Below are 25212 nucleotides of genomic sequence, written 5' to 3'. Positions count from 1 at the left end.
GGAGGTGGGGCGCTTCTGGAAGACCGGACGTCATATCCCGGAGGGGTGACCGCATGACAATGTTCGTCCATCTCACGGCGGCGAAGAACATCCGATCGGTGCGGCGGGCCGGAATCGGCGCGCGAAGCCGCGGTCGCGACGGCCTGCCGGGGCTGTTCTGCCTGCCGGTCCTGCCCTCCTACCAGCTCACCCACCAGTGGGTCCGCGAGCTGAAGCGCGGTGGGCGCCGTACGCTGACGGCCGTCGACTTCCGGGTGCCCGACGACGAGCCGGTGTTCGTGGGCCATTACGGGTGGGAGCACGAGCGGCTCCCCAGCGCCGAGGCCGCCGCCCTGATCGCCGGGTGCGACGACGCCCGGGGGTACGAGGTCTTCATCCCCCGGGCGATCACCGCGAAGGAGATCCACCGCGTCCGCGCCGTGAACCAGGTGACCGGCTGGAGATACATGCCCAAAGCCCACGGCAGACGTCCGTGTCCCTGCTGCCTCGCGCCCGGCGAGTACGGCGCGGCCAGAATCCGCCGGGCGGCCATGGGGGCCTGAGGCTCCGTGAGCCCTGAGCGGACGGACGAGGATCAGCGGACGGAAGCCGTCGTTTCCGGGGGTTCCCGTTCGTCGTGAAGGTGGGAGCCCGGGTCCGGCCGATGGGGCGGGCCGGACCCGGGCGTTCGATCGGGCGGGTGTCTCAGTGGAGCAGTTCGAAGAGCGTCAGCCACCGGCCGGGATGGACGAACGCCACCACGGTGTCACGGTCCACCCGCGCCTCCGAGAACGCGGCGTCCACCCGCCGGGCCGCGTACCGCATCCGCAGCGAGGCGTGCAGCGAACCGCCCAGCCCGGTGAAGCCGTACTCGACGAACTCCCGCCAGGCCGCGTCCCGGCCGCCGGCCAGCAGCGGGACGGGGCGCGACACGATCCGCAGGATCGCCGAGTCGACGGCGGGCACCGGCCGGAAGCTCCCGCGGCCGACATGTCCGGCCAGCTCCCAGGAATGGCCGGGCCACGTCAGCACGGTCAGCTTGCTCCAGCGGCCGAAGTCGCCGGAACGCTTGCGCGCGTACTCCAGCTGGGTGAGCAGGGTCGCCGAGGTGAGCGCGGGCGCGCGCAGGCACCAGTCGACGATCCTGGAAGTGATCGAGTAGGGGATGTTCCCGGCGACCGCGAACGGCTCGCGCGGGACCCGCGCGGTCAGGAAGTCACCCCTGACCACCTCGATCCGGTCGTCGTCGCGGGTGCGGGCGGCGAGCCTGCCCGCGTACAGCGGGTCGATCTCGTACGCCACGACCCTGGCGCAGCTTTCCGCGAGGGCGAGGGTGAGAGCACCCTCTCCCGCGCCCGGCTCCAGGAGCAGCTCGTGCGATCCGGCCGCCCCGGCCATCTGCCGGACGGCGTGCGGGTCGACGAGGAAGTTCTGCGACAGGGCGCGCCTGGTCCGGTCGCGTTCACCGCGGCCACCGCCGTTCCTTACCTTTCTCTGGGTGTGTGAATGGTTTCCGTGCGCGAAGGAGTGCGTCACAGCTTTCGCCCTTTCGGGTCCGAGGTGAGGAAAGGTCTCGGAGGCCCTGGGCGCGCATCGGGGACGCGTGGGGAACGGAGGAGGGGTGACGCGTCCCTAGCGGGCCAGAGCCCGGCTGCCGCGGGGACGGATCACGTAGCCGGCCATGTGGCAGGCGAAGTACATGCACATGGCTCTAGACGGTACGGCCCGTCTCGTTACCTCGCAACGGGTTTTCCGCCGGCTCCCATCGGGCGGGGTGGCCGGTGGGAGCCGGCCCGGGGAGAGGACGTGTCCGGCCCCCGGCCGTCGCGCCGGCCGGGGACCGGGAGGCCGACCGGGGGGCCGGGGGGCCGGGGGGCCGGGGCGGATCGGAAGGTGCCGGGATCAGCCCCCGAACAGGCGCGACGCCGCGTCGCGGGCGACGAGGAAACCGACGATGCCCAGGGTCCAGCCGAGCGCGGAGGCCGAGTTCCTGCGCATCCAGTCGCGCAGCCGTTCCAGCTTCGGGTCCAGCCGGCTCGCGGCGACGGTCTTGACGCCGAGCAGCACGAGCGGCGGCAGGATCATCACGAGCACGTAGCCGGCGAGCAGCGGTACCCACTGGGCGGCGGGCAGGTTCGCGCCGGTCATGAAACCGATCGCGCCGAGATAGGGAAGCATCGTCGCGACCTCCAGCAGGGCGGCGGTCAGCCCCAGGAGGACCATCGCCCCCGGCCCGCCGAGGCGGGGCTCCCAGCGGCTCGGCCCCTCCTTCTCCTTGCGCCGCTTGGAGTCGAAACGGAAGCTGAGCAGGAACAGCCCCACGCCGATCACCAGCTGGATCCAGTAGGCGGTGCGGCTGTACAGCGCCTCCTCGAAGGCGGCGAGGGCCGCGGCCAGCCCGAGCATCAGCGCGACGCCGACGCCGAAGTAGAAGATGGCGACCGTGGCGAGGTAGACCAGCAGGCGGCCGGCCGGTGACCGGTCCGAGGCGAGCAGCAGGTAGGCGGGAACGCCGAGGGTCCCGAAGCTCGTGCTGTCGACGAGCGCCAGGGCTCCCAGGGTCAGTACCAGTTCGATGGTCAACTTCGCTCTCCGTCGGTGACGCCGGGGGCGCGGTGGCCCCGCGGGCCCCGCGTATCCGCGGGTGCTTCCGGCCATGACCGTGGGAGCGGGTACGGGGGTGATCGGTCGGGTTCCGGTTCTCCTCACCTCCGATCATGCGATGCCGGAACCCGGGTGACCTCCTGCGTGACACCGAAGCCGCCGTACATCTTTCGGACTACGGCCGGGAGGGCGTGCCGGGCAGGCCCCGCGAGATGCGATCGCGCAGCCAGTGGTAGGAGGCCTTCGGGGTGCGCGTCCCGGTGGGGAAGTCGACGTGCACGAGCCCGAAGCGCTGGCTGAAGCCCTCGGCCCACTCGAAGTTGTCCAGCAGGGACCAGACGTAGTAGCCGCGCACGTCCACCCCCTCGGCCCGCGCCCGCTCGACGGCCCCGATGTGGCCGTCGAGGAAGGCGATCCTGTCCTGGTCGTCGACCGTGCCGCCGGGGCCGGGCTCGTCGGGCTGGGAGCAGCCGTTCTCGGTGACGTAGACCGGCGGGAGGGCGTCGCCGTACCGGGCCCTGAGTCCGGAGAGCAGCTCGCGCAGGCCGTCGGGGACGACGGGCCAGCCGAAGGCGGTGGTGGGGTAGCCGGTGATGCCCGTGTCCTCGAAGGGGAGGCCCTCGCCGGTGGGCGCGGCGATCCGGGTGGGGTTGTAGTAGTTGACGCCGAGGCCGTCGAGGGGGGTGCCGATCAGGTCCAGGTCGCCGTCGCGGACGCAGTCGAGGCTCACCCCGTACGCGGACAGGTCGGGGTAGGCGCCGAGGAGCACGGGGTCGTTGAACAGGCGGTTGTGCAGGACGTCGTAGGCGTCGGCGGCGGCCAGGTCGGCGGGGTCGGAGGAGGCGGGCCGGACCGGGGTGCAGTTGTTGGTGATCAGGACCTTCTCCGCGCCGCGCGCCCTGAGCTCCCGTACGGCCAGGCCGTGCCCGAGCAGCTGGTGGTGGGCGGCCGGGAGCGCGTCCAGGACCAGGGTCCTGCCGGGGGCGTGGGTGCCCAGGGCGTAGCCGAAGACCATGTGGATGAAGGGCTCGTTCAGGGTGATCCACAGGGGGATCCGGTCGGCGAGCCTGTCGGCCACGGCCGCGGCGTACTCGGCGAAACGGTACGCGGTGTCGCGGTTCAGCCAGCCGCCCTCGTCCTCCAGGGGCTGGGGCAGGTCCCAGTGGAAGAGCGTGGCGGCGGGGACGATGTCCTTCTCGCGGAGCGCGTCGGCCAGCCGGTCGTAGAAGTCGAGGCCCGCCCGGTTGATCGCGCCCTTCCCCTCGGGCTGGACGCGCGGCCAGGCGATGGAGAAGCGGTAGGAGTTCACCCCGAGGCCGGACATCAGCGCGACGTCCTCCGGCCAGCGGTGGTAGTGGTCGCAGGCCACGTCGCCGGTGTCACCGCCGCGGACGCGGCCGGGCTCGCGGGTGAAGGTGTCCCAGATCGAGATGCCCCGTCCGTCTTCGGCGACGGCGCCTTCGATCTGGTAGGACGCGGTCGCCGTACCCCAGAGGAACATCCCGGCCTCCAATTAGCGTGAGTCTGGCTCATGTTAATCCCCTGGGGCTTGTCGTAGGGGATGATGGGGAGATGACGAACGTCTCCGGGGGAACGCTTCGCCGCCGACCCGCTCAGCGCCGCAGCCTGGAACGGGTGGAGCGCATGCTGGACGAGTGTGCGCGGTTACTGGACGAGGTCGGCTACGAGGCACTGACCACCAAGGAGGTCGCGCGCCGCGCAGAGGTACCAATCGGCACTTTCTACCAGTTCTTTCCCGACAAGCAGGGGCTTGTACGCGCGCTGGCGCTGCGCAATCTGGAGGCGTTCCTCGGCCGGGTCACGGTCAGGCTCTCCGAGGTGCAGCTGTCCGAGTGGACGGAGATGGTCGACCTCGCGATCGACGAGTTCGTCGCGATGAAACGGTCCACCCCGGGGTTCGCGGTCGTCGACTTCGGGGGGGTGCTCGCCTCGCCCGGCGGTCCCATCCTCATGGGGACCCGTCGCATGCTCGACACGGCCCTGGAGAACAACGCCATCGTGGCCGACCGGCTCCGCACGATCACCGTCGAGCTGCTCGGCGCCCCGCTCGGCCCCGAGCTGGACCGGGTCCTCTTCGTCGCGGTCGAGGCCGCCGACGCGGTGCTCAAACTCGCCTTCCGTTCCCTGCCGGACGGGGACCCCGAGCTGATCGCCGAGTGCAAGCACCTGGTCCGCCGCTACCTGTCGGCGCACCTGCCGCAGGAGTGACGGCGCCCGCCGCCGGTGCCCGCCGTCAGCGGGGCCGACCGGCGGTACCCGCCACCGTCGGTGGACGCGGTCGGCGGACGCGGTCGGTGGACGCCGTCATCGGCGGGTCCCGTCAGCGGGCGGCGTCCAGGCGGGCGCGGTGCTCGCCGTCGAGCTTGAGGTCCAGCGCGCCCAGCGCCTCCTCCAGCTGCGCCAGGGAGCTCACACCGACGATCGGGACCGTCGTCACGTCACCGCCGATCAGCCAGGCCAGCACCACCTGGTTGACGGTCGCGCCCAGCTCGCCCGCGATCTCCCGCAGCACGGCCAGCCCGCGCGCGGTGCCCGGGTGGTGATAGATGTCCTGGATCGGCCGGTCCTCGCGCGTGTAGGCGCCGAACATCAGCGTGTTGTACGCCCACAGGGTCAGGCCGGGCTCCGAGCGCAGGTAGTCGAGCATGTCGTCCTGCACCAGGACGTGACCCGCCTCCGGCAGCCGCACCCCGGGCCGGGGCCGCAGGTAGGTGTGGCGGAGCTGGACGTTGGTGTAGAGCGGCCAGCCGTTCGCCCGCGAGGTGGCGCGGGCGCGCTCCAGGCGCCAGGCCGGGACGTTGCTCGCGCCGATCTCGCGGACCTTGCCCGCCTGGGCCAGCTCGGCGAAGGCGCCCAGGGTCTCCTCCAGGGGAACGGAGCGGTCCTCGATGTGCGCCCAGTACACGTCGACGTGGTCGGTGCCCAGCCGCCGCAGGCTGCCCTCGGCGGCGGCGGCGATCGCCGCGGCGGACAGGCCCTCGGCGGAGTCCAGCGTCCGGTCACCGGGGACGGTCGGGCGCGCGCCGCACTTGGTGCTCAGCACCATCCGGTCGCGGTTGCCCCGGGCGGCCAGCCAGCGGCCGATGGCCAGCTCGCTCTCGTCGCCGGTGGCGCCCTCGTTCCAGAACGGGTAGTTGTTCGCGGTGTCCAGCAGGGCGCCTCCGGCGTCGGCGAACCGGTCGAGGATCGCGAAGCCGGCCCGGTCGTCGAGGACGGTGCCGAAGGGGATGGCGCCCAGGGCGAGGGGGATGTGTGTCATGAACGCCACCCTGAATGCTGGAGTGGACTCCAGGGCAAGTGGGTCGCCGGGAAACCTCGGAACTTGACCTTGAGTGGGCTCCAGGTGAAATGCTGCCCGATGTGAGTGTGTACACACCAGGACAAGTGGTGGAGGAGACCGGCTTCAGCCTCGACACGCTTCGTTACTACGAGCGGATCGGGTTGCTCGAGCCGATCGGCCGCAACGCGGCCGGGCAGCGCCGGTTCACCCAGGAGGACGTCGGCTGGCTCGGCATGATCCGCTGCCTGCGCGACACCGGCATGCCGATCGCGGAGATGCTCCGCTTCGCCGAGATGACCAGGGCGGGCGACCACACGGTCCGCGACCGCATCGCGCTGCTCGAGGCCCACGACCGGCGGGTGCAGGAGCAGGTCGAGAACCTGCGCGAGAAGCAGGTGGCGATCCGTAACAAGATCTCGTATTACCACTCGGTGGTCGACTAGAGGCCGCGCGGTTCGTGCCGGCCACAAGCTCTGGGGCTTATGGCCGTTCAGAAGCCGTACGACGGCTTTGCCCCTGGTCGAGGTGCCCTTTTCGGTCCGGCTGTTAAACCGGTATCGAGGTCGGGTGTCCGGGGAGGGGCCATGGTCGCACCGCGCGCGCGCCGGATCAACATTCCGCTGCGCCACGTCGCGCTGATGTGCGGGGGGATGCTGTTCGCCCTTCTCGCCAACGTGACCTACCTCCAGGCGCTGGACTCCGAGCGGCTCAACGAGGACCCGCGCAACAAGCGGACGATGATCGCGCGCTTCGAGAGTCCCCGGGGCAGGATCCTGCTCCGCGACGGCACGGTCGTCGCGACCAGCCGCAAGGCCAGGAGCGCCACGTACCGGTACCGCAGGGTCTATCCCGGTGGGCCGCTCTACGCGGCGATCACCGGGCACTTCTCGCTCTACGGCACCGGTGGCGTAGAGCAGGCCGAGGAGGCCCTGCTGTCCGGGAGCGACCCCCGGGTGAAGATGCGCGGGCTGGTCGACGGCACCCGCGGCGGCGCCACGCTCAGGCTCACCGTCGACCGCGGCGCCCAGCGGGCCGCCTACGACGGGCTGCGCGCCACCGGGAAGCCCGGCGCCGTCGTCGCGATCGATCCTCGCACCGGCGCGATCCTGGCCATGGTCTCCCTGCCCTCGTACGACCCGAACCTCTACACGAGCTTCGACGCGGCCAAGCTCGACCGGGTGGACAAGCGGCTGCAGGGCGACCCCGAGGACCCGCTGCTGAACCGGGCGATCCATCGGAACTACCCGCCGGGATCCACCTTCAAAATCATCACCGGCGCGGCTGCGCTCGGCTCGGGGCGCTACGACCCCGGCACCCGCGTCAGCGCCCCGAAGTCCTTCCGCCTCCCCGGCACCGGTACCTACCTGCGCAACGCCGGTGGCGCCGCCTGCGGCGGCGGCACCCTTCCGCTGTTCCAGGCGTTCAGGCTCTCGTGCAACACCCCCTTCGCGAAGATGGGGATCGACCTCGGCCAGGACGCGCTGCGCGAGCAGGCCGAGGCCTTCGGGTTCGACACCGACGACCTGCGGGTGCCCATGCCGGTGGCCAGGAGCGTCTATCCCTCCGCGCTGGACGACGCGCAGACCGCGATGTCGGCGCTGGGCCAGTTCGACGTCCGGGCCACCCCGCTCATGATCGCGATGCTCGCGGCGGCGGTGGCCAACGACGGCTCGCTGATGCGTCCCCACCTGGTGGACGAGGTCCGCCTCGCCGACGGCACGGTGATCGACGTGACCGAACCCTCGGCGTACCGCCGCGCGCTCGGCGCCGAGGAGGCCGAACGGCTCACGGAGATGATGGTCGCCGTCACCGGGAAGGGAGGGACCGGCGTCGCCGCGGCCGTCCGGGGTGTGAAGGTCGCGGGGAAGACCGGCACGGCGGAGAACGCCGTCTCGGGTGAGGACCACGCGATCTTCACCGGCTTCGCCCCGGCCGTCTCTCCCCGGATCGCCGTCGGGGTCCTGGTCGAGGGCGGCGGGCGGGGCGGGCGGGTGGCGGCCCCCATCGCCAGGGCCGTCATCGAGGCGTTCCTGGGCGGCCAGACCGAGTAGGGCCCGGCCCTGAGGCGACGGAGGCCGTCGAGGCCGTCCCGGGAGGTCAGGCCGAGTAGGCCCTGGCCTGGAGGCTGTAGAGGTCGGCGTAGAGGCCGTCGAGAGTCATGAGTTCGTCGTGGGTGCCGTGCTCGACGACCTTGCCGTGGTCGAGGACGTAGATCCGGTCGGCGTAGCGGACGCTCGCCAGCCGGTGGGTGATCAGCAGCACGGTACGCCCGTCGGCGTGCTGCCGGATGCGTTCGAACAGGGCGTGCTCGGCGCGGGCGTCCAGGGCCGCGGTGGGCTCGTCGCAGATCAGCAGCGGGGCGTCCCGGTGGAAGCCGCGGGCCACCGCGATCCGCTGCCACTGGCCGCCGGACAACTCCTGGCCGTCCTTGAAACGCCGGTCGAGCAGGGTGCTGTAGCCGTGCGGCAGCTCGGCCACCACCTGGTCGGCGCCCGCGACCTCGGCCGCCGCGACGAGCGCGGGCTCCCCCTTGTCGGTGCCCATGCTGATGTTGTAGCGGGCGGTCAGCGGCCAGCGCGTGTGGTCCTGGGCGATGACCGCGATGCGGTCGCGCAGCTCGTCGGGATCGACGTCCGCCAGGTCCGTGTCGTCCCAGCGGACCCGGCCGCCGTCCGGTTCGTACAGCCCGGACAGGATCTTGGCCAGCGTGGTCTTGCCCGAGCCGTTCTCCCCGACGAGGGCGATCACCTCGCCCCTGCCGATGGTCACCGTGAGCCCCTGGAGCGCCGGGCCGGCGGAGCCCGGATAGGTGAAGACGACGTCCTCGGCGGTGATCCGCTCGAAGCCCTCCGGTGCCCTCGCCGGGCGTCCGGCGGGCAGCCTGCCCTCGGCCTCGGCGCAGAAGTCGAGGAAGTCGGTGAAGTACAGGCCCTCCTCGTAGAGCCGGTTCGTGGCGTACATCAGGTTGGCCAGATAGGTCTGGCCCGAACGGATCGCCAGTACGGCGGTGCCCGCGACCGCCAGGGGGACCGCCCCCACCGCCAGCAGCACGCCCAGGGCGACGTAGACGACGGCCGTGCCGACGCCGCCCAGCGCCTCGCCGACGACCCGCGCGAGGACCTGCCGCCGGGCCAGGCCGAGCATGACCGCCTGCTCGGCCGTCGCCACCGCGTCGTACATCCGCATCAGGAAGCCGCGCATGGTGAACGAGCGCACCTCCGCGGCCGGATCGCGGTCCGCGAGCAGCTCCGCGATGATCCACTTACGGCGCCTGGCCGGGATCAGGGCGTACATCGTCGTGTAGCGCATGCGCGCCGAGCGGACCGCCGCCCACGCGTCGGGCAGCACCGCCAGCACCAGCAGCGGCAGCAGGACCGGGTGGAGCACCCCCAGCACGCCCGCCGCGGCGACGATGCCGATGACCGCGGTCAGCGTGTTGATGGCCGTGCCCACCACCTCGTCCGCGACGCCGACCCCGCGCGCCCTGGCCCGCTGGAGCGCGTCGTGGAAGTCGGGGTCGTCGAAGGCCGCGAGGCCGACCCGGCTGGTCAGCCCGTACAGGCGTTCCTCGGCGATCCGGCCTACCTGGGGCTCCAGACGTGACTGGGCCCAGCCCGCGCCCGCCTGCGTGAGGGTGCGCAGGGTCGCGGCCACCCCCACCAGGATCAGGCTGGGCAGGGCGGCCCGCACCCGGTCGGGAGTCGGCCCCGCCTCGAACAGCGCCGACAGCACCCCGGTCGTGGCGAGCAGCCCGAACGCGGTGAACACCCCGCTCAGCAGGCTCAGGGCGATCGCGATGACGGTGTCGCGGGGGCTGGCCAGCCACGCCAGCCTGACGGCCTGCGACACCAGCGCCGGAAGCCTGCGGGCGATGGTCAGGAAGCCGACCTTCGTCATCTTGTCGGTGTGGGCGTACCAGCCGGAGACGCTGATCTCGCCGATCTCGGGGACCGGGTCGGCGGGGGAGTTCGTCATGGGAGCAGTGTGAGTCGCCGCACCGGCGATGGCCATTGGATGGCCGTGGGCGGCCACGGCGGGGCAGGATAATCCATAGGTCGGAAAAGGTCTAAGACTGGGCATGGTTCGGTAATTGATGTCACACTTTCTGTGACGGTTCTATCCGCGACCTCTCTAAGAGCCGATGACCCAGGACACCGCACACTCCTCCTTCACCGGAGGCAACCTCCCCCTCGAACCCAACGGCTTCGTGGGGCGTGAAGCCGACGTGGAAGAGCTCACCGACCTGCTGGGCGTCGCCAGGGTGGTGACGCTCTGCGGGGCGGGCGGCATCGGCAAGAGCAGGCTGGCGGTCCGGGTCGCCGGCCAGGTGGCGGGGGAGTTCCCCGGCGGGGTCTGGCTGGTCGAGCTGGCCGACGCGGTGCGCGGCGACCAGATCGAGCCCCGGGTGGCCGCCGTGCTCGGGGTCAAGGCCGAGCCGTCCCGCGCGCTGGCCGACACCCTGATCGACGCGCTCGGCGACCGGCGGCTGCTGCTGGTCATGGACAACTGCGAGTCGCTCATCGAGGAGTCCGCGAGGTTCTGCCGCGCCGTGCTCACCGTCTGTCCCGACGTACGCGTGCTCACGACCAGCCGCGAGCCGCTCCGGGTGGCGGGGGAGACCGTGTGGCGGGTGCCGCCGCTCACCCTGCCCAGGAGCGACGGCCACGACCTCGGCACCAGCGAGGCGGTGCGCCTCTTCGTCGACCGCGCCACCGCCGCCTCGCGGGCCTTCTCCGTCACTGAGCAGAACGCGGCCGACATCGCCGGGCTCTGCGAGGCGCTCGACGGGATGCCGCTCGCCATCGAGCTCGCCGCCGCCCTGTGCAGGGTGCTGACCGTGGAGCAGATCAACGCCAGGATCAGGGACAGGTTCCGGCTGCTGTCGGCGGGCGACAGGACGGCCCCGGCCAGGCAGCAGACGCTCAGGGCGACCGTCGACTGGAGCTACCAGCAGCTCAACGAGCCCGAGCGGATCCTCCTGCGCCGGCTCGCGGTCTTCACCGGCGGGTGGACGCTCGACATGGCCGAACAGGTCTGCGCGGGCAACGCGCTGTGGGCCGAGGACGTCCTGGGGGTGCTCTGCGACCTGGTCGACAAGTCGCTGGTCCTGGCCGACGCAGAGGTGGCGGGCGAGACGCGCTACCGCATGCTGGAGACGATCCGCGAGTACGCCACCGAGCAGCTCGACGCCTCGGGCGAGGAGCCCGAGTTCCGGCGGCTGCACCGCGACCACATGATCGAGATCGCCGCCCGGATCCACGGGACGATCGTCCGGCGCCCCCGCCCGGCCTGGACCGAGATCTGCCCGATGCTCGTCATGCTGGACGAGCTCCAGACCAACGTGTGGGCGGCGGTGCGCTGGTCGGCGGAGTCGGCGGGCGACCCCGAGAGCGCGCTGCGCCTCCTCGTCCTGCTGCGCTGGCCGATCATCGCCGGGGGGAGGTTCACCCCGGCCGACAAGTGGCTCGACCGCCTGCTCGACGCCGCCCCCGAGGATCTGACGCCGTCCGTACGCGGCGACGCGCTCGCGCTGCGCGGGCAGGTGGCCTTCGGGCAGGGCGACCCCGACACCGCGCAGATCGCCTGCGCCGCCGCGGTCGGCCTGTGCCGCGAGGCCGGCCTGTACGGACCGCTCAGCGGCGCGCTCGCCATCCTCGCCTGGGTGGCCATCTACCAGCGGCGTCCCGAAAGGGCCAGGTCCCTGCTGGACGACGCGCTGGAGGCCGTACGCACGGTCGACGACCCCTGGCACGAGACGGTCATCCGGTCCATGGAGGGCACGTTCGCGCTGTCCGAGGGCAGGGCGAAGGAGTCGCAGCGGTCCTTCGAGGCCGCGCTCGCCATCGCCCACGAGCTCGACAACCACTGGGCCGCGCCGGTCGCCCTCATCGGCCTGGCCCAGGTCGCCTGGCTCCGCGGCGACCTGGCGGAGGCCCGCGCCCACTACGAGCGCGCCCTCGACATGCTCCAGGACATCACCGCCCACTGGCAGGCCATCACCTGCCTGTCCGGGCTGGGCCGGATCGCGCTGGCCCAGGGAGACCTCCCCACCGCGCGGGGCAGGCTGATCGAGAGCCTGAGGCTCTGCATCGGCACCGGCCAGCGGCTCGGCGTGGCCCGCCGCATCGAGACGCTCGCGCAGCTCGCGCTCGCCGAGGAGGACGACCGCCGGGCGGTGCGCCTGGCCGGGGCCTCCGCCGCGATCAGGAGCGCGATGGGCGGCGCCGTGCTGCCGCCCGGGTTCGGGGCGCGGATGGAGGAGCTGCTCCAGCCCGCCCGGGTGCGCCTCGGTGACGCGCTGGTCGCGCAGCTGTGGGCGCACGGCCAGGAGATGTCCCAGGAGCAGGCGGTCCGCTACGCGCTGCAGTTCGACGAGCCCTACGAGACGCCCCTGCTGCTCGGCAAGCATCCGGTCGTCGCCCCCATGACCACGCTCACCTGCCGGGAATGGGAGATCGCCGAGCTGATCGCCAGGGGGATGAGCAACAAGGCCATCGCCGACGAACTGGTGATCAGTCCCGCCACCGCGGCCCGGCACGTCGCCAACATCCTGGCCAAGCTCGGGTTCTCCTCCCGGACGCAGGTCGCCACCTGGGTCATCGAGCAGAACCGATCCTGACCGGCGCGACCGGCTCGCCCGTTCACAGGCCTCGCCCGGCGGCCGTGAGTTTTACATACTCCGGACTACACATCCGCGAGGGTTTCGCGGGAGTGAAGATACATCCCGGGATACGCAGTCCGGAGCATGTGTCGTGCCCGCCGCACACCGTACGTTTTCCTGGTGTTCGACCGATGACGTCCAGCCTTCCGCACCGTGCCGGCCACCGTTCCGGTCCGGGACGGCAGGTCCACACCATCCCGGGCGTCTCGGTCGAGCACGCTACGGACGTCGCGTGTCCCCGTTGATGGCCGAGGTCTCCTCGGAGGGGTGGGGGCCCTGGCCATGGGTCACGTGACAGCGGGCTCGAGTCGCGCAGGGCTCGGGCCCGCCCATAGCTTTTCCTGGCTCTTCTCCTGGTTTCTCCTTTTCGCCCGGCGTCGGGACCCGCGGAGCGCGCTCCGTCCGAGGGGAAACCGGGCGTTACCCGAGCGGGAACCGGGCGCCGTCCAGGGGAAGCGGGCACTGTCCGAAGGGGTGGGACCGGGCACCGGGCGGAGGCGGGGGCCGAATACACAGTCATCTACATACATCTGCGGATGCCCGCGTGGATCGAGCGGCCCTACCGTCGGCGGAATGAGACCCACCTCTCCGTCCACCAGCTGCACCCTCACCGAAGCGGTGTTCGGCTACGCGCACGGTCGAGGTGACCGGCCCGCCCTGATCGACCTCGGCGCCGGAGTGGTGTACGGCTACCGCCGGCTGGCCGCGGAGGTGACGCGGGGAGCTTCCGGCCTGGTGAGGCGGGGTGCCCGGCGGCGCCAGGTGGCCGGGATCCACGTCGACAGCGCGGTGGCCCAGACGCTGGCGGTGCACACGGTCATCGCGGCGGGCGGGGTGGCGGCGCCGATCACCTCCGGGTGCGAGGAGATGGCCGACCTGCTCGCCGAGTGGGACGCGCGGCTGCTCATCACCACCCCGCGCCTGGCCGACGCGTCGTTGCGGGCCGTGGAGGACTCGCGGGTCCGGCAGGTGATCGCGTTCGGTCAGGCCCGTGACACCGTCGACTTCGCCGACCTGCTGCTCCTGGAGCCCGTCCCGCTGCCCTTCCTCGACCCGGCGGTGCAGCCCGCCCTCCTGATCGACGACGGGGGCGTGCTCACCCACCACGACCTGATCGTACGGATGAACGTCCTCGACGAGGGCGCCGAGCTGGGGAAGTCCGACGTCCTCCTGGTGACCTGGCCCCTGCGGTGCAGCCTGGCCATGACGACCCTGATCGGGCTGGCGCTGATGCGCGGCTCCCTCGTCGTCGTGGCCCCCGGCCTCTCGCCCGACGAGCTGTCGGCGACCATCCACGACTTCGGCGTCACCGTCGTGGCGCTGTCCGACGGGGCCGTCCAGCGCGTCTGAGGCGATCAGGAGGCGGCTGACCGGGTCCTGACCTGGCTTGATGTGCGTTCGACGGCGTGCGCTCCCCTCCCCTGGGTAGTTAACGACCAGCATGTTCTCGCAAAGGGGATCGTTCTCATGGCGCGCATTCTGATCACTGGCTCCACTGACGGCCTCGGGCTCATGGCCGCCCGGCTGCTGGTTCACGACGGTCACGACGTCACGCTGCACGCCCGCAACGACACCCGCGCCGACGACGCGCGCGACGCGCTGCCGGAGGCGGAGGCCGTCGTCGTCGGAGACCTGATCACCATCGAGGGGATGCGGTCCGTGGCGGCTCAGGCCAACGAGCTGGGCCGCTACGATGCGATCATCCACAACGCCGCCGTCGGATACCGGGAACCGCGCAGGATCGTGACCGCCGACGGCCTGTCCCACGTGTTCGCGGTCAACGTGCTCGCCCCGTACCTGCTCACGGCGCTCATCACCCCACCCGACCGGCTGGTCTATCTCAGCTCCGGCATGCATCGCGGCGGGGACCCCAAACTGGACGACCTCCAGTGGAGCACCCGCAACTGGGACGGTTCGCGGGCGTACGCCGACAGCAAGCTGCTGGACGTCGTCCTGGCGTTCGCGGTCGCCCGCCGATGGCCGGACGTGCTGTCCAACGCGCTCGAACCCGGCTGGGTCGCCACGAAGATGGGAGGTCCGGGTGCGCCCGACGACCTCTCCCTGGGCCCCGTGACGCAGGTGTGGCTGGCCACGAGTCAGGACCCCGAGGCCACCGTGACCGGTAGCTACTTCCACCACCAGGAGACGCGCTTCGCCCACCCCGCCGCGCGGTCGCCCGAGGTGCAGGACGGCCTCCTCGACGCGTGTGCCAAGCTGACCGGCGTCCCGCTCCCGTCGCACGCGACGTGAACGCGTCGTCGCGGACGGAACCGCCGGCGCCCCGGTGCTCCGGCCCGCCCGCATCCGTCCCCACGACGGCCGTCCACGCTCTCCTCGGCCGGTTCTCGCCCGGCTCCACGACCTGGCGGCCTCCGGGAGGTTGAACCGGACGAGGCCCGCGGACGTCTCATGATCATGCGATTGACCGTCCTCACGCTTCTCGTCGCGTTGACCGCCTGCGGCGCGCCCACGACCGTGGATCGGAGCACGGGCGCACCGGCGGCCCCGGCTCCGGCTCCGGCGTTGACCGAGACCGAGGCGGGGGCGGGAGCCGGATCCACGTGTGCTCCAGCCTCCTCCAAGAGGTTGGACGTCAAACTGCTTCGGCAGATCGCCTTCGACTACGACCCCCTCAACTCCCCGGAGGAGCTCGCGGCGAAGACGCCGCTGGTCGTCGGGGGAACCGTCGAGGGCTTCGTACCGGGACCGATCCTCGAGGAGGGGATCCCCGGCGACCGTACGCACTACGTGCTGATGCCGGTGCGGGTGAGCGAGCGGTTCAAGGGGCGGTCCGCCGGTCTGGTCCATGTGAGGTTCTTCCAGGGCGGGATATGGCGGAACCAGACCCCGGTCCACTCGGTGGCCGACTTCCGCAGGGGGGTGCCCGAGGGCACCAGGGTCCTGCTGTTCGTCTACCCGGACACCCGGAAGGAGTGGCCCGTGGTCAAGGACCGGGCAGCTCTCCCGGCCGGGACGCCGATCTACACGACCCATCCGCAGGGAGCGCTCCTCGGCAGCGGCCTGCGGGTGATCGGCGGCATGGAAGAGATCAATCCGGCCTCCCGCTGGGCCGATCCCTGTGGCCTGGACGGCATCGCCACGCGGTTGCGCGCCGCCGGATATCGCGGCGCCCCCTGAACCGGTCTCGGTGTTCCGTGTCGCCGGCAAGTCCGTTTCCGGGTGGTTCCTCAGGGCCGGAGTCCCGAGGGGCTGACCAGGGAGTCGCCCAGCGCGGTGCGGTGGTACAGGACGCCTCGGCCGGTGCGGCTCCCGGTGACCAGGCCCGCCCTGCGCAGGGCGGAGACGTGGCCGCCCACGGTGCCCAGGCTCAGCTCCAGCAGGGTCACGAGCTGGGTGGTGGTCGCCGGGGTCGCCAGCTCCAGCAGGAGGCGGCTCCTGGTCCTGCCGATCAGCCCGGCCAGGCCGTCCGGCGCCTCGGGCGGGATGCCGGTGCCCCTGGCCGGATAGCTGATGGCGTACGGCCAGTCGGTCTCCAGGTAGAAGCCGATCCCGGTGGGGAACACGGTCGGCACGAAGAGCAGCCCGCGCCCGTCGAGCCGGCAGGTCTCGTCCGTGTCCCTGGAGAGCACCTCGATGACACCGTCGGGACGCCAGCGGACCCGGGGGGTGAGGTCGTCCAGTGCCGCCGCCCAGCCGTAGGTCGCCAGGCGGCCCGCCCGCTGGACCACGTCCCGCTCCAGGATCGCGTGGAAGCGCGGCCACGCGGGGGACACGATCTCCTCCCAGATCGCCCCCAGCGCCTCGGCGAACAGCCGCACGACGTCCGGTGAGAACAGCACGTCCCTGACGGGCCCCGGCAGGCGCGGCATCCCCTCCAGGTTCCTGGCGATCTCGGCGTGCGCCCGCGCCACCGGGGTGGCGCGCACCACCGCGAGTTCCGCCTCGACCGGGGTGTTCACCCCGGTCGGCGGCGGCGCGGGGAAGTCGGCGTTGTAGTGCCGCTCGCGGAACAGCGCCACCATGGGCCTCAGCCCGGGGTACGCGAGCAGCAGTCTCTCGTACGGCTCCCGCATCCTGCCGGCCCACGACCGCCACTCCCCGGCCTCCCTCCTGCCGGAGAGGATCCAGAGCGCGTGCTTGGTCACGATGAGGGGGGAGATGGCGAACCTGCTGGCCATGATGTCCTGCGGGGTGACCTCGATGCGGATGATCATGGAATGACCTTTCGGATATATCCGAAAGGTTAGTCAGCTGTCCGGACATCTCCCACCATCGTGTTCATGACCACACAAGAGCACGGCGCGACCTACACGGAGGTCTTCGCGAACCGGGAGTTCCGTGTCCTGTTCGGCAGCTTCACCCTCCTGGTGGCCGGGGACCAGGTCAAGATGCTGGCCCTGTCGGCGCTGGTCTACGCGCGGACCGGCTCGCCGGGACTGTCGGCGGCGGCGTACATGGTGGGGTTCCTGCCCTACATCGTCGGCGGGACCTTCCTGCTCTCGCTGGCCGACCGGATCCGCCCGCGTGCGCTGATGGTCGCCGGTGAGCTGGTGCGGGTGGTGACCTGCCTGCTCCTGGCCTTCACGGGCCTGCCCGTCTGGGCGATGCTCGTCCTGGTCCTGACCACCGGGCTGTTCTCGCCCGTCTTCGGGGCGGCGCGCAGCGCCCTCCTGCCCGACCTGCTGCCGGGTGACGCGTTCGTCCTGGCCAGGTCCGTGCTGAACGTGACGTCCGCCGGTGCCCAGATCGGCGGCCTGGCGGCGGGCGGCGCCGTCCTCGCCCTCGCGGGACCCACGGGGGCGCTGGCCGCCACCGCCGCGCTGTCCGCCCTGTCGGCCGTGGTGCTGCGCTACGGCCTGCCCGACTTCCCCGCCAGGAACGCGAGCGCCGCGAACCCGCAGGGGGACGGTCCCGTACGGGAGACGCTGCGGGTCAACCGGGCCCTGCTGACGGACCCCCGGGTGCGCGGCCTGCTGCTCGCACAGTGGCTGCCGGTCTCGCTCGTGGTGGGTGCCGAGGCGATGATGGTCCCCTACCTGGGAAACGCCGCCGGGTTCGCGCTCGCCGCCGCCTCCGTCGGCCTGGCGGCCGGCAACTTCGTCGTCGGCCGGTTCGTCTCGCCCGCCGGCCGGGAACGGCTGGCGTTTCCCTTCGCGATCGTGTCCGGCGTTCCCCTGCTCGCCTTCGCCGCCCGGCCGGGACTCGCGGGAGCCGCGCTGATCGTGCTGCTCGCCACGGCGGCGTCGGCCGTCTGCCAGCTGGGGTTGCAGCGGTGGTTCGTGGACGCGGTCCCCGAAGCGGTCAGGGGGCAGGCCTTCGGCCTGGCCTCGGCGGGAATGATGACCGGCCAGGCCCTGGGCGGCGCCCTGGTCGGCGTCGCCGCCGAGCTGACCGCCCCGCACACGGCGATCGTCCTCGTGGGAGCCGCGACCGTCCTCTCCTCGCTCGCCCTGCACCGGTCGCTGAGAGCCGGCGGGCGGCGGCCCGCGTGACAGCCGCCCGCACCCCCGGGGAAGCCGGATCGGCGAACCCGGCGCGGGCGGCTCGCGCTCTCGACGCCCTGCCCGGCGGCCTTATCGGCGGGGGCCGGACCACTCGCGCGAGGTGCGGACGCGCAGGCGGCCGTATTCGAGCTCTCCGGTGATCCGGACGTGCAGCGCGCCCGGACGTGCGCGGCCGGGCAGCGCGCAGGCCACGCTGCCCCACCCGGTGCGTACCCCGTCGACGTTCGCGGTCGCGCCGGACGGCAGGACGATCGTGGCGGAGCCGTAGGGGAGCCGGAGCTCGATGTCGATCTCCGGATACCGTACGAGGGCCTGGGACAGGTCGAGCCGCACCCCGCCGTACTCGGACTCGACGCGCAGCAGACGCGGGACCTGCCAGTCGCCCGACCGCTTGATTCGTCCGCCCGTGGACGTCAGTCGGAGTACGTCGTCCGGTGCGTTCGGGCCGTCCGGGGCGTCCGGCAGGTCGGCGACCAACGGCAGCAGGTCGCCGTGGGACCTCGCCGTGAGCGCGCGTTCGAGCCGTTCCTCCATCTCGTCGGGGCCGAGGCGACCGTCGGCGAACGCCTGCTGGAGCTGGCGCACGACCCTGTCGCGTTCTCCGTCGGAGACGCGTATCCGTGGTTCCATCCGCTCCGTCACCTGCCCTGTCTCGTCGAGCCGGATCACTGGCTGACCGCCCTCTTGTACAGCCGGATGGAGAGGGGCACGAAGACGACCAGGAGCAGTACCGACCACAGTAGCGTCGCCGGCACCGCGTGCTGGAGCGGCCAGGCGCCGGGCACCGGCATGGCCGCGTTGGTGTTGCCGAAGAGCTCGCGAGCGGCCTGGACGACCGCGGAGACGGGGTTCCACTCGGCGACGACCCGCAGCGGCCCGGGCAGGCGGGTGCTGTCGACGAAGGCGTTGGACAGGAAGACCAGCGGCATCGACACGATGGTGGCGATGTTGTTGAAGACCTCGGGCTTGCGCAGGGCCAGCGCGACCGTCGCGGTCACCCACGAGAACGCGTACGAGAACAGCAGGAGCAACAGGAAGCCCAGCACGGCCTGATGCGGCTCCGAGTGGATGCGCCAGCCGACGGCCAGCCCGACGAGGGCCATCGCGACGACGCTGCTCGCGTTCATGAGGACGTCGCTGGAGGTCTGGCCGGTCAGCACCGCCGACGGGGCCATGGGCAGCGTGCGGAACCGGTCGAAGATGCCCTTCTGCAGGTCCAGGGTGAGCGTGTAGCCGGTGATCTGCGCGCTCGTCACGATCGTCTGGACGAAGATCCCGGGAATCATGTACTCCTGGTACGACATGCCCGGCAGGCTCATCATGCTGCCGAAGACGTACGCGAACAGCAGCACGAACACGATCGGGAGGATGATCACGCCGCCCAGCAGGTCGGGCGCTCGCTTGATCTTGAGGACGTTGCGTTTGGTGATCGTGATGCCGTCGGAGACCGCCAGCTGGAGGGCGTTCATCGGGTGTGCTCCTTCGTCTTCGTCGTGGTGGGGTCGGCGGTCGGGTGTCCGGTGAGGGTGAGGAACACCTCGTCGAGCGTCGGCCGCCGCAGTCCGGCGTCGCGTACGGCGACGCGTTCGGCGGCCAGGTGGCCCAGGGCCGTGGTGAGCGAGGCCGTGCCGTCGCCGACCGGGATCGTGAGCCGGAGCGTGGCGTCGTCGGTCCGCGTGTTCCCCACGGCCAGGGGAGCGAGCACGCGCCGCGCGGTGTGCAGGTCGGCCGTGCTGGTCATGGTCAGCTCGACGCGGTCACCGCCGACCTGGTCCTTGAGCTCGTCGGCGGTGCCGAGCGCGATCACCCGGCCGTGGTCGACCACCGCGATCGTCCTGGCCAGCCGGTCGGCCTCCTCCAGGTACTGCGTGGTGAGCAGCACGGTGGTGCCGTCGGCGACGAGTTCGGAGATGACGTCCCACAGGCTCGTGCGGGCCCGGGGGTCGAGGCCGGTGGTGGGCTCGTCGAGGAACAGCACCGGCGGGGCGGCGACCAGCGCTCCGGCGAGGTCGAGGCGGCGTCGCATGCCGCCGGAGTAACCCTGCACGGGGCGGTCGGCCGCCTCGCTCAGGTCGAAGCGTTCCAGCAGCTCGCGGGCCCGCTGCCTGCTGCGTTTGACGCCCAGGTGGTAGAGGCGGCCGACCATCTCCAGGTTCTCGGCACCGGTGAGGTGGTCGTCGACGGCGGCGTACTGGCCGGAGGCGCCGATGTGGGCGCGCAGCCGGTACGCGTCGGCGACGACGTCGAACCCGGCGACCGTGGCGCGGCCGGCGTCCGGTTTCAACAGGGTGGTCAGGATCCGTACGGCCGTGGTCTTTCCTGCGCCGTTGGGGCCGAGCAGGCCGAACACGGTGCCTTCGGGGACGGACAGGTCCATCCCGTCCAGGGCGACGACGTCGCCGTACTTCTTGACCAGCCCTTCGGCCGTTATCGCGGGGGGCATGCGGGTTTCTCCTTCGTTCGTTCGTGTCGGGGACGGCGGGATGAGGGCACGGGGGGACAGCGGAATGAGCGGGATGAGCGGGATGAGGGCGTGACGGGGTAGCGGGCGGTCGCCTGTCGACCGTCCGGTTGCGTTCGTCGGATGGAGTTAGATGTCGAGGTCCTCCACGGCGGGACGCTCGGCCATGTCGGCGATCAGGTCGTAGAACTCGTCCGGGATCCTGCCGCGCAGCTCCTGGAAGGTGTTCACGACCTCAAGCGTGGACTCGCCCTGGACGAAGCCCCAGCTGGAGTCGGCCAGGCCGAGATAGCTCCGCCACGCGCCGCGCGAGAGGAGACCCTCCAGCCAGTTGTCGGCTCCCGACGTCAGGCTGTCCGTCCAGTCGGGCGAGCGGTCGACGTGCAGGACGTATTTGTCCTTACGCGAGCGGTACACCCGGAACATCTCCACCCGGCTGCCCGTCGTGCGTCCCCACTCGCCGAGCAGCACCCCGGAGAAGCGCTGCTTGCGGCCCGTGCCGCCCTGGCCGACCTGCACGATGATCTCGTCGTAGCCCTCCTGGCGGCCGTCCTCCATCTCGACGTAGCGCCGCAGCGCCACGCTGATCGCCGTCGACAGTTTGCCCCCGGCGAGCTCCTGCGCCCGCTGGAACAGGGGCAGGTCGTCGTCCGAGACGTAGATCGTTTTATTGGGCATCGTTCCATCCTCATCCCGTATACGTATAAGCCTACGTATAGAACAGGGCAGGCGGCAAGGCCCTTCCTGTTTTCGAGTTATGTCGTGATTTAACGGTGATGGGTGCCGCCAGGCGGCACGCCGGCGAGGTCTCGGCCGCCGGGTCGGGGGGTCAGAGCTCGACGCTCTCGCCGGGCCTGAGCCGCCGGATGTCGGCCCCGAGTCTTTCGGCCTCGCCGGCGAGCACGTCCTCCAGCACCTTGACGCCCCACTCGTTGATCAAGCCGTCGTGGATCGCGTACGCGCGCCGGGGCGTCATCGCCCGCAGGTAGGCGATCATGTCGGGAACCGTCATCCAGGGAGCCTGGCCGGGCACCAGCAGTGTCGGCACGTCGACGACGGTCAGCGCGTCGCCCGGGTGGAGGACCTCCCCGTCGACGACGAATCCCACGTTGTCCACCGGCGGCACGTCGGGGTGGCTGAAGTGGTGCTTCTCCCCGACGACGGTCACCTCGAAACCCGCGATCGACAGCACGTCCCCCTCCCGCACGACCTGTACGCGGTCGCCGAGTCCGGTCAGGTGCCGGGCCACGCCGGGGCAGGTGTAGACGACGAGACGCGGGTCCCCGGCGGCGGCCGCGCGCAGACGTTCGGGTTCGAAGTGGTCGAAGTGCTCATGCGTGACGAGTACGGCCTCGGCGCCGGTGACGGCATCGGCCTCCGGGGTCATCGCGCCGGGATCGATGGTGAGGCTCCGCCCGTTCTTCTCCAGCCGCACACACGCATGTCCGAATTTAGTGAGTCTTATCGTCATGCGTCACATGCTGCTCGCCCCGCCGCGTCGCCCTGATCGGATCCGCCACGGGCGAACGATCGGTGGGCGCCCTCCCCGGAGTGGCGCCGACGGCCGTGCGCGCGGTGGGCCGGGTCGGGCGGTCGTACGCGGTCGTGGCCATCAGGCCGTGGGGGAGGTGTGGGACGATGTCGGACACTCGTGACGACGCGCTCCACTCGTGCGGGTCGGTCGGGCGCAGCGCGGTGAGCGGGACGACGCTCGCGGTCATCGCCATCGCCATCGCCGACGGTTCCAGGACGGCCACCGGCGGTGGAAGCTGAGGTGTTCACCTGGTCAGGGCCTGTCCGAGTTCGGCGAGGGCGGAGGCCGTCGCCGCGTCGGCCGGCAGGAAGGCCTCCATCCGCAGCTCGGCGACGGTGACGTCGACCGCGGTCCCGAAGTGGGTCAGAGTGGTCAGGAGTCGAAGCTCGCCGTCGCCGAAGCGAAGTCGCAGCGGGACCGCGAAGCCGAGATGATCCGGCCCCGGTTTCCGGAGGCAATCGGGTACCAGTTTCGTGAGCTCGGTGACCAGCGCCTCAAGCCGGTCGTCGGGATTGCGAGCCGCTTCCAGCCGGATGTGGTCGATCACGTGCCAGGCCCATACGTCCAGATTGATGATCCGCGGCGCCATTCCTCGAGGATCCAGCAACAAGCGGGGGACATTGACAGGCGACGCGAGGAGATGGGACGCCACCCCCTCGGTCAGCGCCCAGAACGGGTCGTTGGCCGAGACGAGATCGCCGTGCCGATCGACGATCACCGCGGGGTACGGGTGGTGCCCTCGCAGGACGCCTTCCAGCGCGACGCGGACCGGTCCGAGTTCGGGGTCGTCGAACGGGGTTTCCGGGTAGGCGGGGGCGTAGCCCGCAGCCAGCAACAGCGCGTTTCGTTCCCGAAGCGGTATCTCCAGCGACTCGGAGAGCCGTACGACCATGGACCTGCCGGGGGTCGATCGGCCGCTCTCGATGAAGCTGACGTGCCGCTGCGTGGTCCCAGCGCGCAGGGCGAGGTCCAGTTGGCTGACGCCGCGGCGTCCGCGCCACGCGCGCAGGACACCGGCGAACCCGCCGCGTTCCGAAGTGCCGGTCACCTGACCTTGTCTAACGCAGTGAACGGCGTACAGCCATTCCTTCGAGGGAATTGTCGGGCCACGACGTCGCGGTCAGGATCGGCAACGTCACGAACGCATCACGACGGAGGAAAAGCTGTGATCGATATCGAGGATCTGGTCGGCCGTTACGTGGCGGTCTGGAACGAGCCGGACGCCGAGCTGCGCCGTAAGGCCGTCGCCGAGCTGTGGACTGAGGACGGTGTCCAGATACTCCAGCCACCTCAGGAGATCCGGGAGACCGCCGCGGCACTGGGCCTCACCCCCGTCCTCGAGGCTCGCGGACACGAGGCACTCGAGGTCAGGGTGGCCCGCTCGTACGAGGAGTTCATCGCGCCCGGAAAGTTCTTCTTCAGGAGGCGGGACAACGCCGATCGTCTCGCCGATGTCGTCAAGTTCAACTGGGAGATGGTGCCCGCGGGCGGTGGTGAGCCGGTAGGCGCCGGTCTTGAGATTCTCGTCCTCGGCGAGGACGGCCGGATTCGGACCGACTACCAGTTCATCGAGGGATGAGCGTGTGGACGGTAGGCGAATCGAACAACCGTGGGGCGGCCATGCGTTCTTGCCGTCTGGAGAGCCCTGGCCGCCTTGACGGGATCGTGCCAGGTGAAGAACCGGTGCCGACGCCGGCCGGCATCCTTGTCCACGCGGTCTCGCTCGACCGACGCGACGCGCTCATTCTGCACGAGCGCCACCCCTGCCGCCTCAACGGCAGGCCCTTCGGAAAGGTGGTCATCCGAACCGACTGACAGGTAATGCCGCCGTCATCAGGCCGGGCGGCTGGGTTCTGTCCGGCGGATCAAGGCTGAGGCGATGTGCCGGGGGCGGTGGCCGGGGTCAGCGGGGGGACAGGGCGCTGCCCCCGACGCCCGAGGCGTGCAGGTCGGCCTCCACCCGCGCGGCGGTGGCGAGCAGCGGCGGGAGCAGGTGGCGGCGGGCGGACTCCGAGGTCGTACGGCTCGCGTGGGAGGAGATGTTGATCGCGGCGGTCACCCGTCCCGAGCGTTCCCTGACGGGGACGGCGATCGAGCGCAGGCCCTCCTCCAGCTCCTGGTCGACCATGGCCCAGCCCTGGGCGCGCACCCTGTCGAGCTCGGTTCCGAGGGCGGCGGGAGAGGTGATCGTCTTGGGGGTGAAACTGTGGAGCTCGACCCGTCCGAGGTAGGCGTCGAGGTCGTCGGGCGGCAGCCAGGCCAGCAGCACCCGGCCCATCGAGGTGCAGTGCGCCGGAAAACGGGTGCCGATGTTGATGGTCACCCGCATGATCCTGCTGGTCGCCACCCGGGCCACGTAGACGACGTCCTCGCCGTCGAGCACCGCCACCGACGCCGACTCGTGCACCTCGGCGACGAGGCGTTCGAGGTGCGGCTCGGCCACCTCGGGCAGCGAGAGGCTGGACAGGTAGGCGTACCCGAGGTCCAGGACGCGGGGGGAGAGCGCGAACAGCCGCCCGTCGGTCCTCACGTAGCCGAGGTCGACGAGCGTCAGCAGGAACCGCCGGGCCGCGGCCCGGGTCAGGCCGGTCGCGCGGGCCACCTCGCTGAGCGTCAGCTCGGGGCTCGTCGCGCTGAACGCCTTGATCACCGAGAGCCCGCGCGCCAGCGACTGCACGTGGTCCGAGCCACGGTCAACCGGTTCGACCATCCCCGCCCTCCTCGTTCCGGTCGAACTCTAGTGCCGCCCGTGCCACCGCGAACGCCCGGTTGGCGGCGGGCACGCCCGCGTAGATCGCGGTCTGCAGCAGCACTTCCTTGATCTCCTCCTCGGTCAGGCCGACGCGGAGCGCCGCCCGCACGTGCATGGCCAGCTCGTGCTCGTGCCCGAGCGCGGCGAGCATGGCCAGCGTGATGCAACTGCGGGTGCGCCGGTCCAGGCCGGGACGGGTCCAGATCTCACCCCACGCGTACGTGGTGATGAACTCCTGGAAGTCCGCGGTGAACGGGGTGGTGCCCGCGACGGCGCGGTTCACGTGCTCGTCGCCGAGTACGGCCCGGCGTGTCGCGTCCCCGGCCGCCCACCCGTTCATGCCGTTCGTCTCCGCGGTCTCCCCGCTGATCTGCCCGTTCGTACCGCTCGTTCCCGCGGTCTCCCCGCTCATCCGCCCGCTCTCCCGTCCGTTCGTGCCGTTCGTCTCTCACCGG

25 protein-coding genes are annotated in these 25212 nt (G+C 71.4%); 11 read left to right on the top strand and 14 right to left on the bottom strand.

Going from position 1 to position 25212, the window contains the following annotated elements; translation table 11 throughout:
- The first annotated feature begins 53 nt into the window (after positions 1–53).
- Entirely contained in the window at positions 54–542 is a 489-nt protein-coding gene (locus tag ACTOQ3_RS02480) for a hypothetical protein (protein ID WP_440081742.1), read from the top strand.
- A gap of 142 nt (positions 543–684) precedes the next feature.
- Here ACTOQ3_RS02480 and erm read toward each other — a convergent pair whose 3' ends face one another.
- From erm to ACTOQ3_RS02465, 3 genes are all read right to left on the bottom strand, one after another.
- A complete protein-coding gene (gene erm / locus ACTOQ3_RS02475) occupies positions 685–1515 on the bottom strand; it encodes an ErmE/ErmH/ErmO/ErmR family 23S rRNA (adenine(2058)-N(6))-methyltransferase (protein ID WP_440081741.1) in 831 nt (276 codons plus the stop codon).
- Between the two features lie 366 nt (positions 1516–1881).
- Positions 1882–2562 (bottom strand): GAP family protein, encoded by a 681-nt coding sequence (locus tag ACTOQ3_RS02470; RefSeq protein WP_440081740.1) that lies wholly within the window; start codon positions 2560–2562, stop codon positions 1882–1884.
- 196 nt (positions 2563–2758) lie between these two features.
- Positions 2759–4084, bottom strand: a complete 1326-nt coding sequence (locus tag ACTOQ3_RS02465) for a GH1 family beta-glucosidase (RefSeq protein WP_440081738.1) — start codon at positions 4082–4084, stop codon at positions 2759–2761.
- A 71-nt stretch (positions 4085–4155) separates the two neighbouring features.
- On the opposite strand from ACTOQ3_RS02465, the gene ACTOQ3_RS02460 reads away from it, so the two are divergent.
- On the top strand, positions 4156–4812 hold the full coding sequence (locus ACTOQ3_RS02460) for a TetR family transcriptional regulator (RefSeq protein ID WP_440081737.1): 657 nt from the start codon (positions 4156–4158) through the stop codon (positions 4810–4812).
- 112 nt (positions 4813–4924) lie between these two features.
- Here ACTOQ3_RS02460 and ACTOQ3_RS02455 read toward each other — a convergent pair whose 3' ends face one another.
- Entirely contained in the window at positions 4925–5863 is a 939-nt protein-coding gene (locus ACTOQ3_RS02455) for an aldo/keto reductase (RefSeq protein ID WP_440081736.1), read from the bottom strand.
- An 89-nt stretch (positions 5864–5952) separates the two neighbouring features.
- Between ACTOQ3_RS02455 and ACTOQ3_RS02450 the strand changes: the two genes are divergently transcribed.
- Together ACTOQ3_RS02450 and ACTOQ3_RS02445 are read left to right on the top strand one after the other, a co-directional pair.
- Positions 5953–6327 (top strand): MerR family transcriptional regulator, encoded by a 375-nt coding sequence (locus ACTOQ3_RS02450; protein WP_440081735.1) that lies wholly within the window; start codon positions 5953–5955, stop codon positions 6325–6327.
- Positions 6328–6468: 141 nt separating this feature from the next.
- Complete coding sequence (locus ACTOQ3_RS02445; RefSeq protein ID WP_440081734.1) at positions 6469–7935, top strand: peptidoglycan D,D-transpeptidase FtsI family protein; 1467 nt, start codon at positions 6469–6471, stop codon at positions 7933–7935.
- Between the two features lie 46 nt (positions 7936–7981).
- On the opposite strand, the gene ACTOQ3_RS02440 is transcribed toward ACTOQ3_RS02445, so the two are convergent.
- Positions 7982–9859: an ABC transporter ATP-binding protein gene (locus ACTOQ3_RS02440; protein WP_440081733.1), complete on the bottom strand. Its 1878-nt coding sequence runs from the start codon at positions 9857–9859 to the stop codon at positions 7982–7984.
- 166 nt (positions 9860–10025) lie between these two features.
- Between ACTOQ3_RS02440 and ACTOQ3_RS02435 the strand changes: the two genes are divergently transcribed.
- The 4 genes from ACTOQ3_RS02435 (at position 10026) to ACTOQ3_RS02420 (ending at position 15683) form a co-directional block, all read left to right on the top strand.
- A complete protein-coding gene (locus tag ACTOQ3_RS02435; protein WP_440081732.1) occupies positions 10026–12503 on the top strand; it encodes a tetratricopeptide repeat protein in 2478 nt (825 codons plus the stop codon).
- A 615-nt stretch (positions 12504–13118) separates the two neighbouring features.
- The gene (locus ACTOQ3_RS02430) at positions 13119–13895 is read left to right on the top strand and encodes an AMP-binding protein (RefSeq protein WP_440081731.1); all 777 of its coding nucleotides are present in this window, start codon (positions 13119–13121) and stop codon (positions 13893–13895) included.
- 117 nt (positions 13896–14012) lie between these two features.
- Positions 14013–14795 carry an SDR family NAD(P)-dependent oxidoreductase gene (locus tag ACTOQ3_RS02425; protein WP_440081730.1) on the top strand — a complete coding sequence of 261 codons (783 nt, stop codon included), beginning with the start codon at positions 14013–14015 and terminating at the stop codon, positions 14793–14795.
- 159 nt (positions 14796–14954) lie between these two features.
- A complete protein-coding gene (locus tag ACTOQ3_RS02420; RefSeq protein WP_440081729.1) occupies positions 14955–15683 on the top strand; it encodes a hypothetical protein in 729 nt (242 codons plus the stop codon).
- 50 nt (positions 15684–15733) lie between these two features.
- Here ACTOQ3_RS02420 and ACTOQ3_RS02415 read toward each other — a convergent pair whose 3' ends face one another.
- Positions 15734–16720: an ArsR family transcriptional regulator gene (locus ACTOQ3_RS02415; RefSeq protein ID WP_440081728.1), complete on the bottom strand. Its 987-nt coding sequence runs from the start codon at positions 16718–16720 to the stop codon at positions 15734–15736.
- A 66-nt stretch (positions 16721–16786) separates the two neighbouring features.
- On the opposite strand from ACTOQ3_RS02415, the gene ACTOQ3_RS02410 reads away from it, so the two are divergent.
- Positions 16787–17998: an MFS transporter gene (locus ACTOQ3_RS02410; protein WP_440081727.1), complete on the top strand. Its 1212-nt coding sequence runs from the start codon at positions 16787–16789 to the stop codon at positions 17996–17998.
- Positions 17999–18079: 81 nt separating this feature from the next.
- On the opposite strand, the gene ACTOQ3_RS02405 is transcribed toward ACTOQ3_RS02410, so the two are convergent.
- From ACTOQ3_RS02405 to ACTOQ3_RS02385, 5 genes are all read right to left on the bottom strand, one after another.
- Complete coding sequence (locus ACTOQ3_RS02405; RefSeq protein WP_440081726.1) at positions 18080–18640, bottom strand: DUF1707 SHOCT-like domain-containing protein; 561 nt, start codon at positions 18638–18640, stop codon at positions 18080–18082.
- A 35-nt stretch (positions 18641–18675) separates the two neighbouring features.
- Positions 18676–19479 carry an ABC transporter permease gene (locus ACTOQ3_RS02400; protein ID WP_440081724.1) on the bottom strand — a complete coding sequence of 268 codons (804 nt, stop codon included), beginning with the start codon at positions 19477–19479 and terminating at the stop codon, positions 18676–18678.
- On the bottom strand, positions 19476–20453 hold the full coding sequence (locus tag ACTOQ3_RS02395; RefSeq protein ID WP_440081723.1) for an ATP-binding cassette domain-containing protein: 978 nt from the start codon (positions 20451–20453) through the stop codon (positions 19476–19478). Before ACTOQ3_RS02395 ends, ACTOQ3_RS02400 begins: the two co-directional genes overlap by 4 nt.
- A gap of 147 nt (positions 20454–20600) precedes the next feature.
- Positions 20601–21149 carry an EXLDI protein gene (locus ACTOQ3_RS02390; RefSeq protein WP_362693387.1) on the bottom strand — a complete coding sequence of 183 codons (549 nt, stop codon included), beginning with the start codon at positions 21147–21149 and terminating at the stop codon, positions 20601–20603.
- A 151-nt stretch (positions 21150–21300) separates the two neighbouring features.
- Positions 21301–21942: an MBL fold metallo-hydrolase gene (locus tag ACTOQ3_RS02385; RefSeq protein WP_440081722.1), complete on the bottom strand. Its 642-nt coding sequence runs from the start codon at positions 21940–21942 to the stop codon at positions 21301–21303.
- 167 nt (positions 21943–22109) lie between these two features.
- On the opposite strand from ACTOQ3_RS02385, the gene ACTOQ3_RS02380 reads away from it, so the two are divergent.
- A complete protein-coding gene (locus ACTOQ3_RS02380) occupies positions 22110–22244 on the top strand; it encodes a hypothetical protein (protein WP_440081721.1) in 135 nt (44 codons plus the stop codon).
- A gap of 5 nt (positions 22245–22249) precedes the next feature.
- Here ACTOQ3_RS02380 and ACTOQ3_RS02375 read toward each other — a convergent pair whose 3' ends face one another.
- On the bottom strand, positions 22250–23053 hold the full coding sequence (locus ACTOQ3_RS02375; RefSeq protein ID WP_440081720.1) for a helix-turn-helix domain-containing protein: 804 nt from the start codon (positions 23051–23053) through the stop codon (positions 22250–22252).
- Between the two features lie 117 nt (positions 23054–23170).
- Between ACTOQ3_RS02375 and ACTOQ3_RS02370 the strand changes: the two genes are divergently transcribed.
- The gene (locus tag ACTOQ3_RS02370; protein WP_440081718.1) at positions 23171–23584 is read left to right on the top strand and encodes a hypothetical protein; all 414 of its coding nucleotides are present in this window, start codon (positions 23171–23173) and stop codon (positions 23582–23584) included.
- Between the two features lie 324 nt (positions 23585–23908).
- Here ACTOQ3_RS02370 and ACTOQ3_RS02365 read toward each other — a convergent pair whose 3' ends face one another.
- Both ACTOQ3_RS02365 and pcaC read right to left on the bottom strand, forming a co-directional pair.
- On the bottom strand, positions 23909–24715 hold the full coding sequence (locus ACTOQ3_RS02365) for an IclR family transcriptional regulator (RefSeq protein ID WP_440081716.1): 807 nt from the start codon (positions 24713–24715) through the stop codon (positions 23909–23911).
- Positions 24699–25169: a 4-carboxymuconolactone decarboxylase gene (gene pcaC / locus ACTOQ3_RS02360; RefSeq protein ID WP_440081715.1), complete on the bottom strand. Its 471-nt coding sequence runs from the start codon at positions 25167–25169 to the stop codon at positions 24699–24701. Before pcaC ends, ACTOQ3_RS02365 begins: the two co-directional genes overlap by 17 nt.
- Between the last annotated feature and the right edge of the window lie 43 nt (positions 25170–25212).

This window comes from Streptosporangium sp. LJ11 (genome assembly GCF_051918945.1).
GTDB lineage: Bacteria > Actinomycetota > Actinomycetes > Streptosporangiales > Streptosporangiaceae > Streptosporangium.
This window is presented reverse-complemented; position numbering and strand designations above follow the sequence as displayed.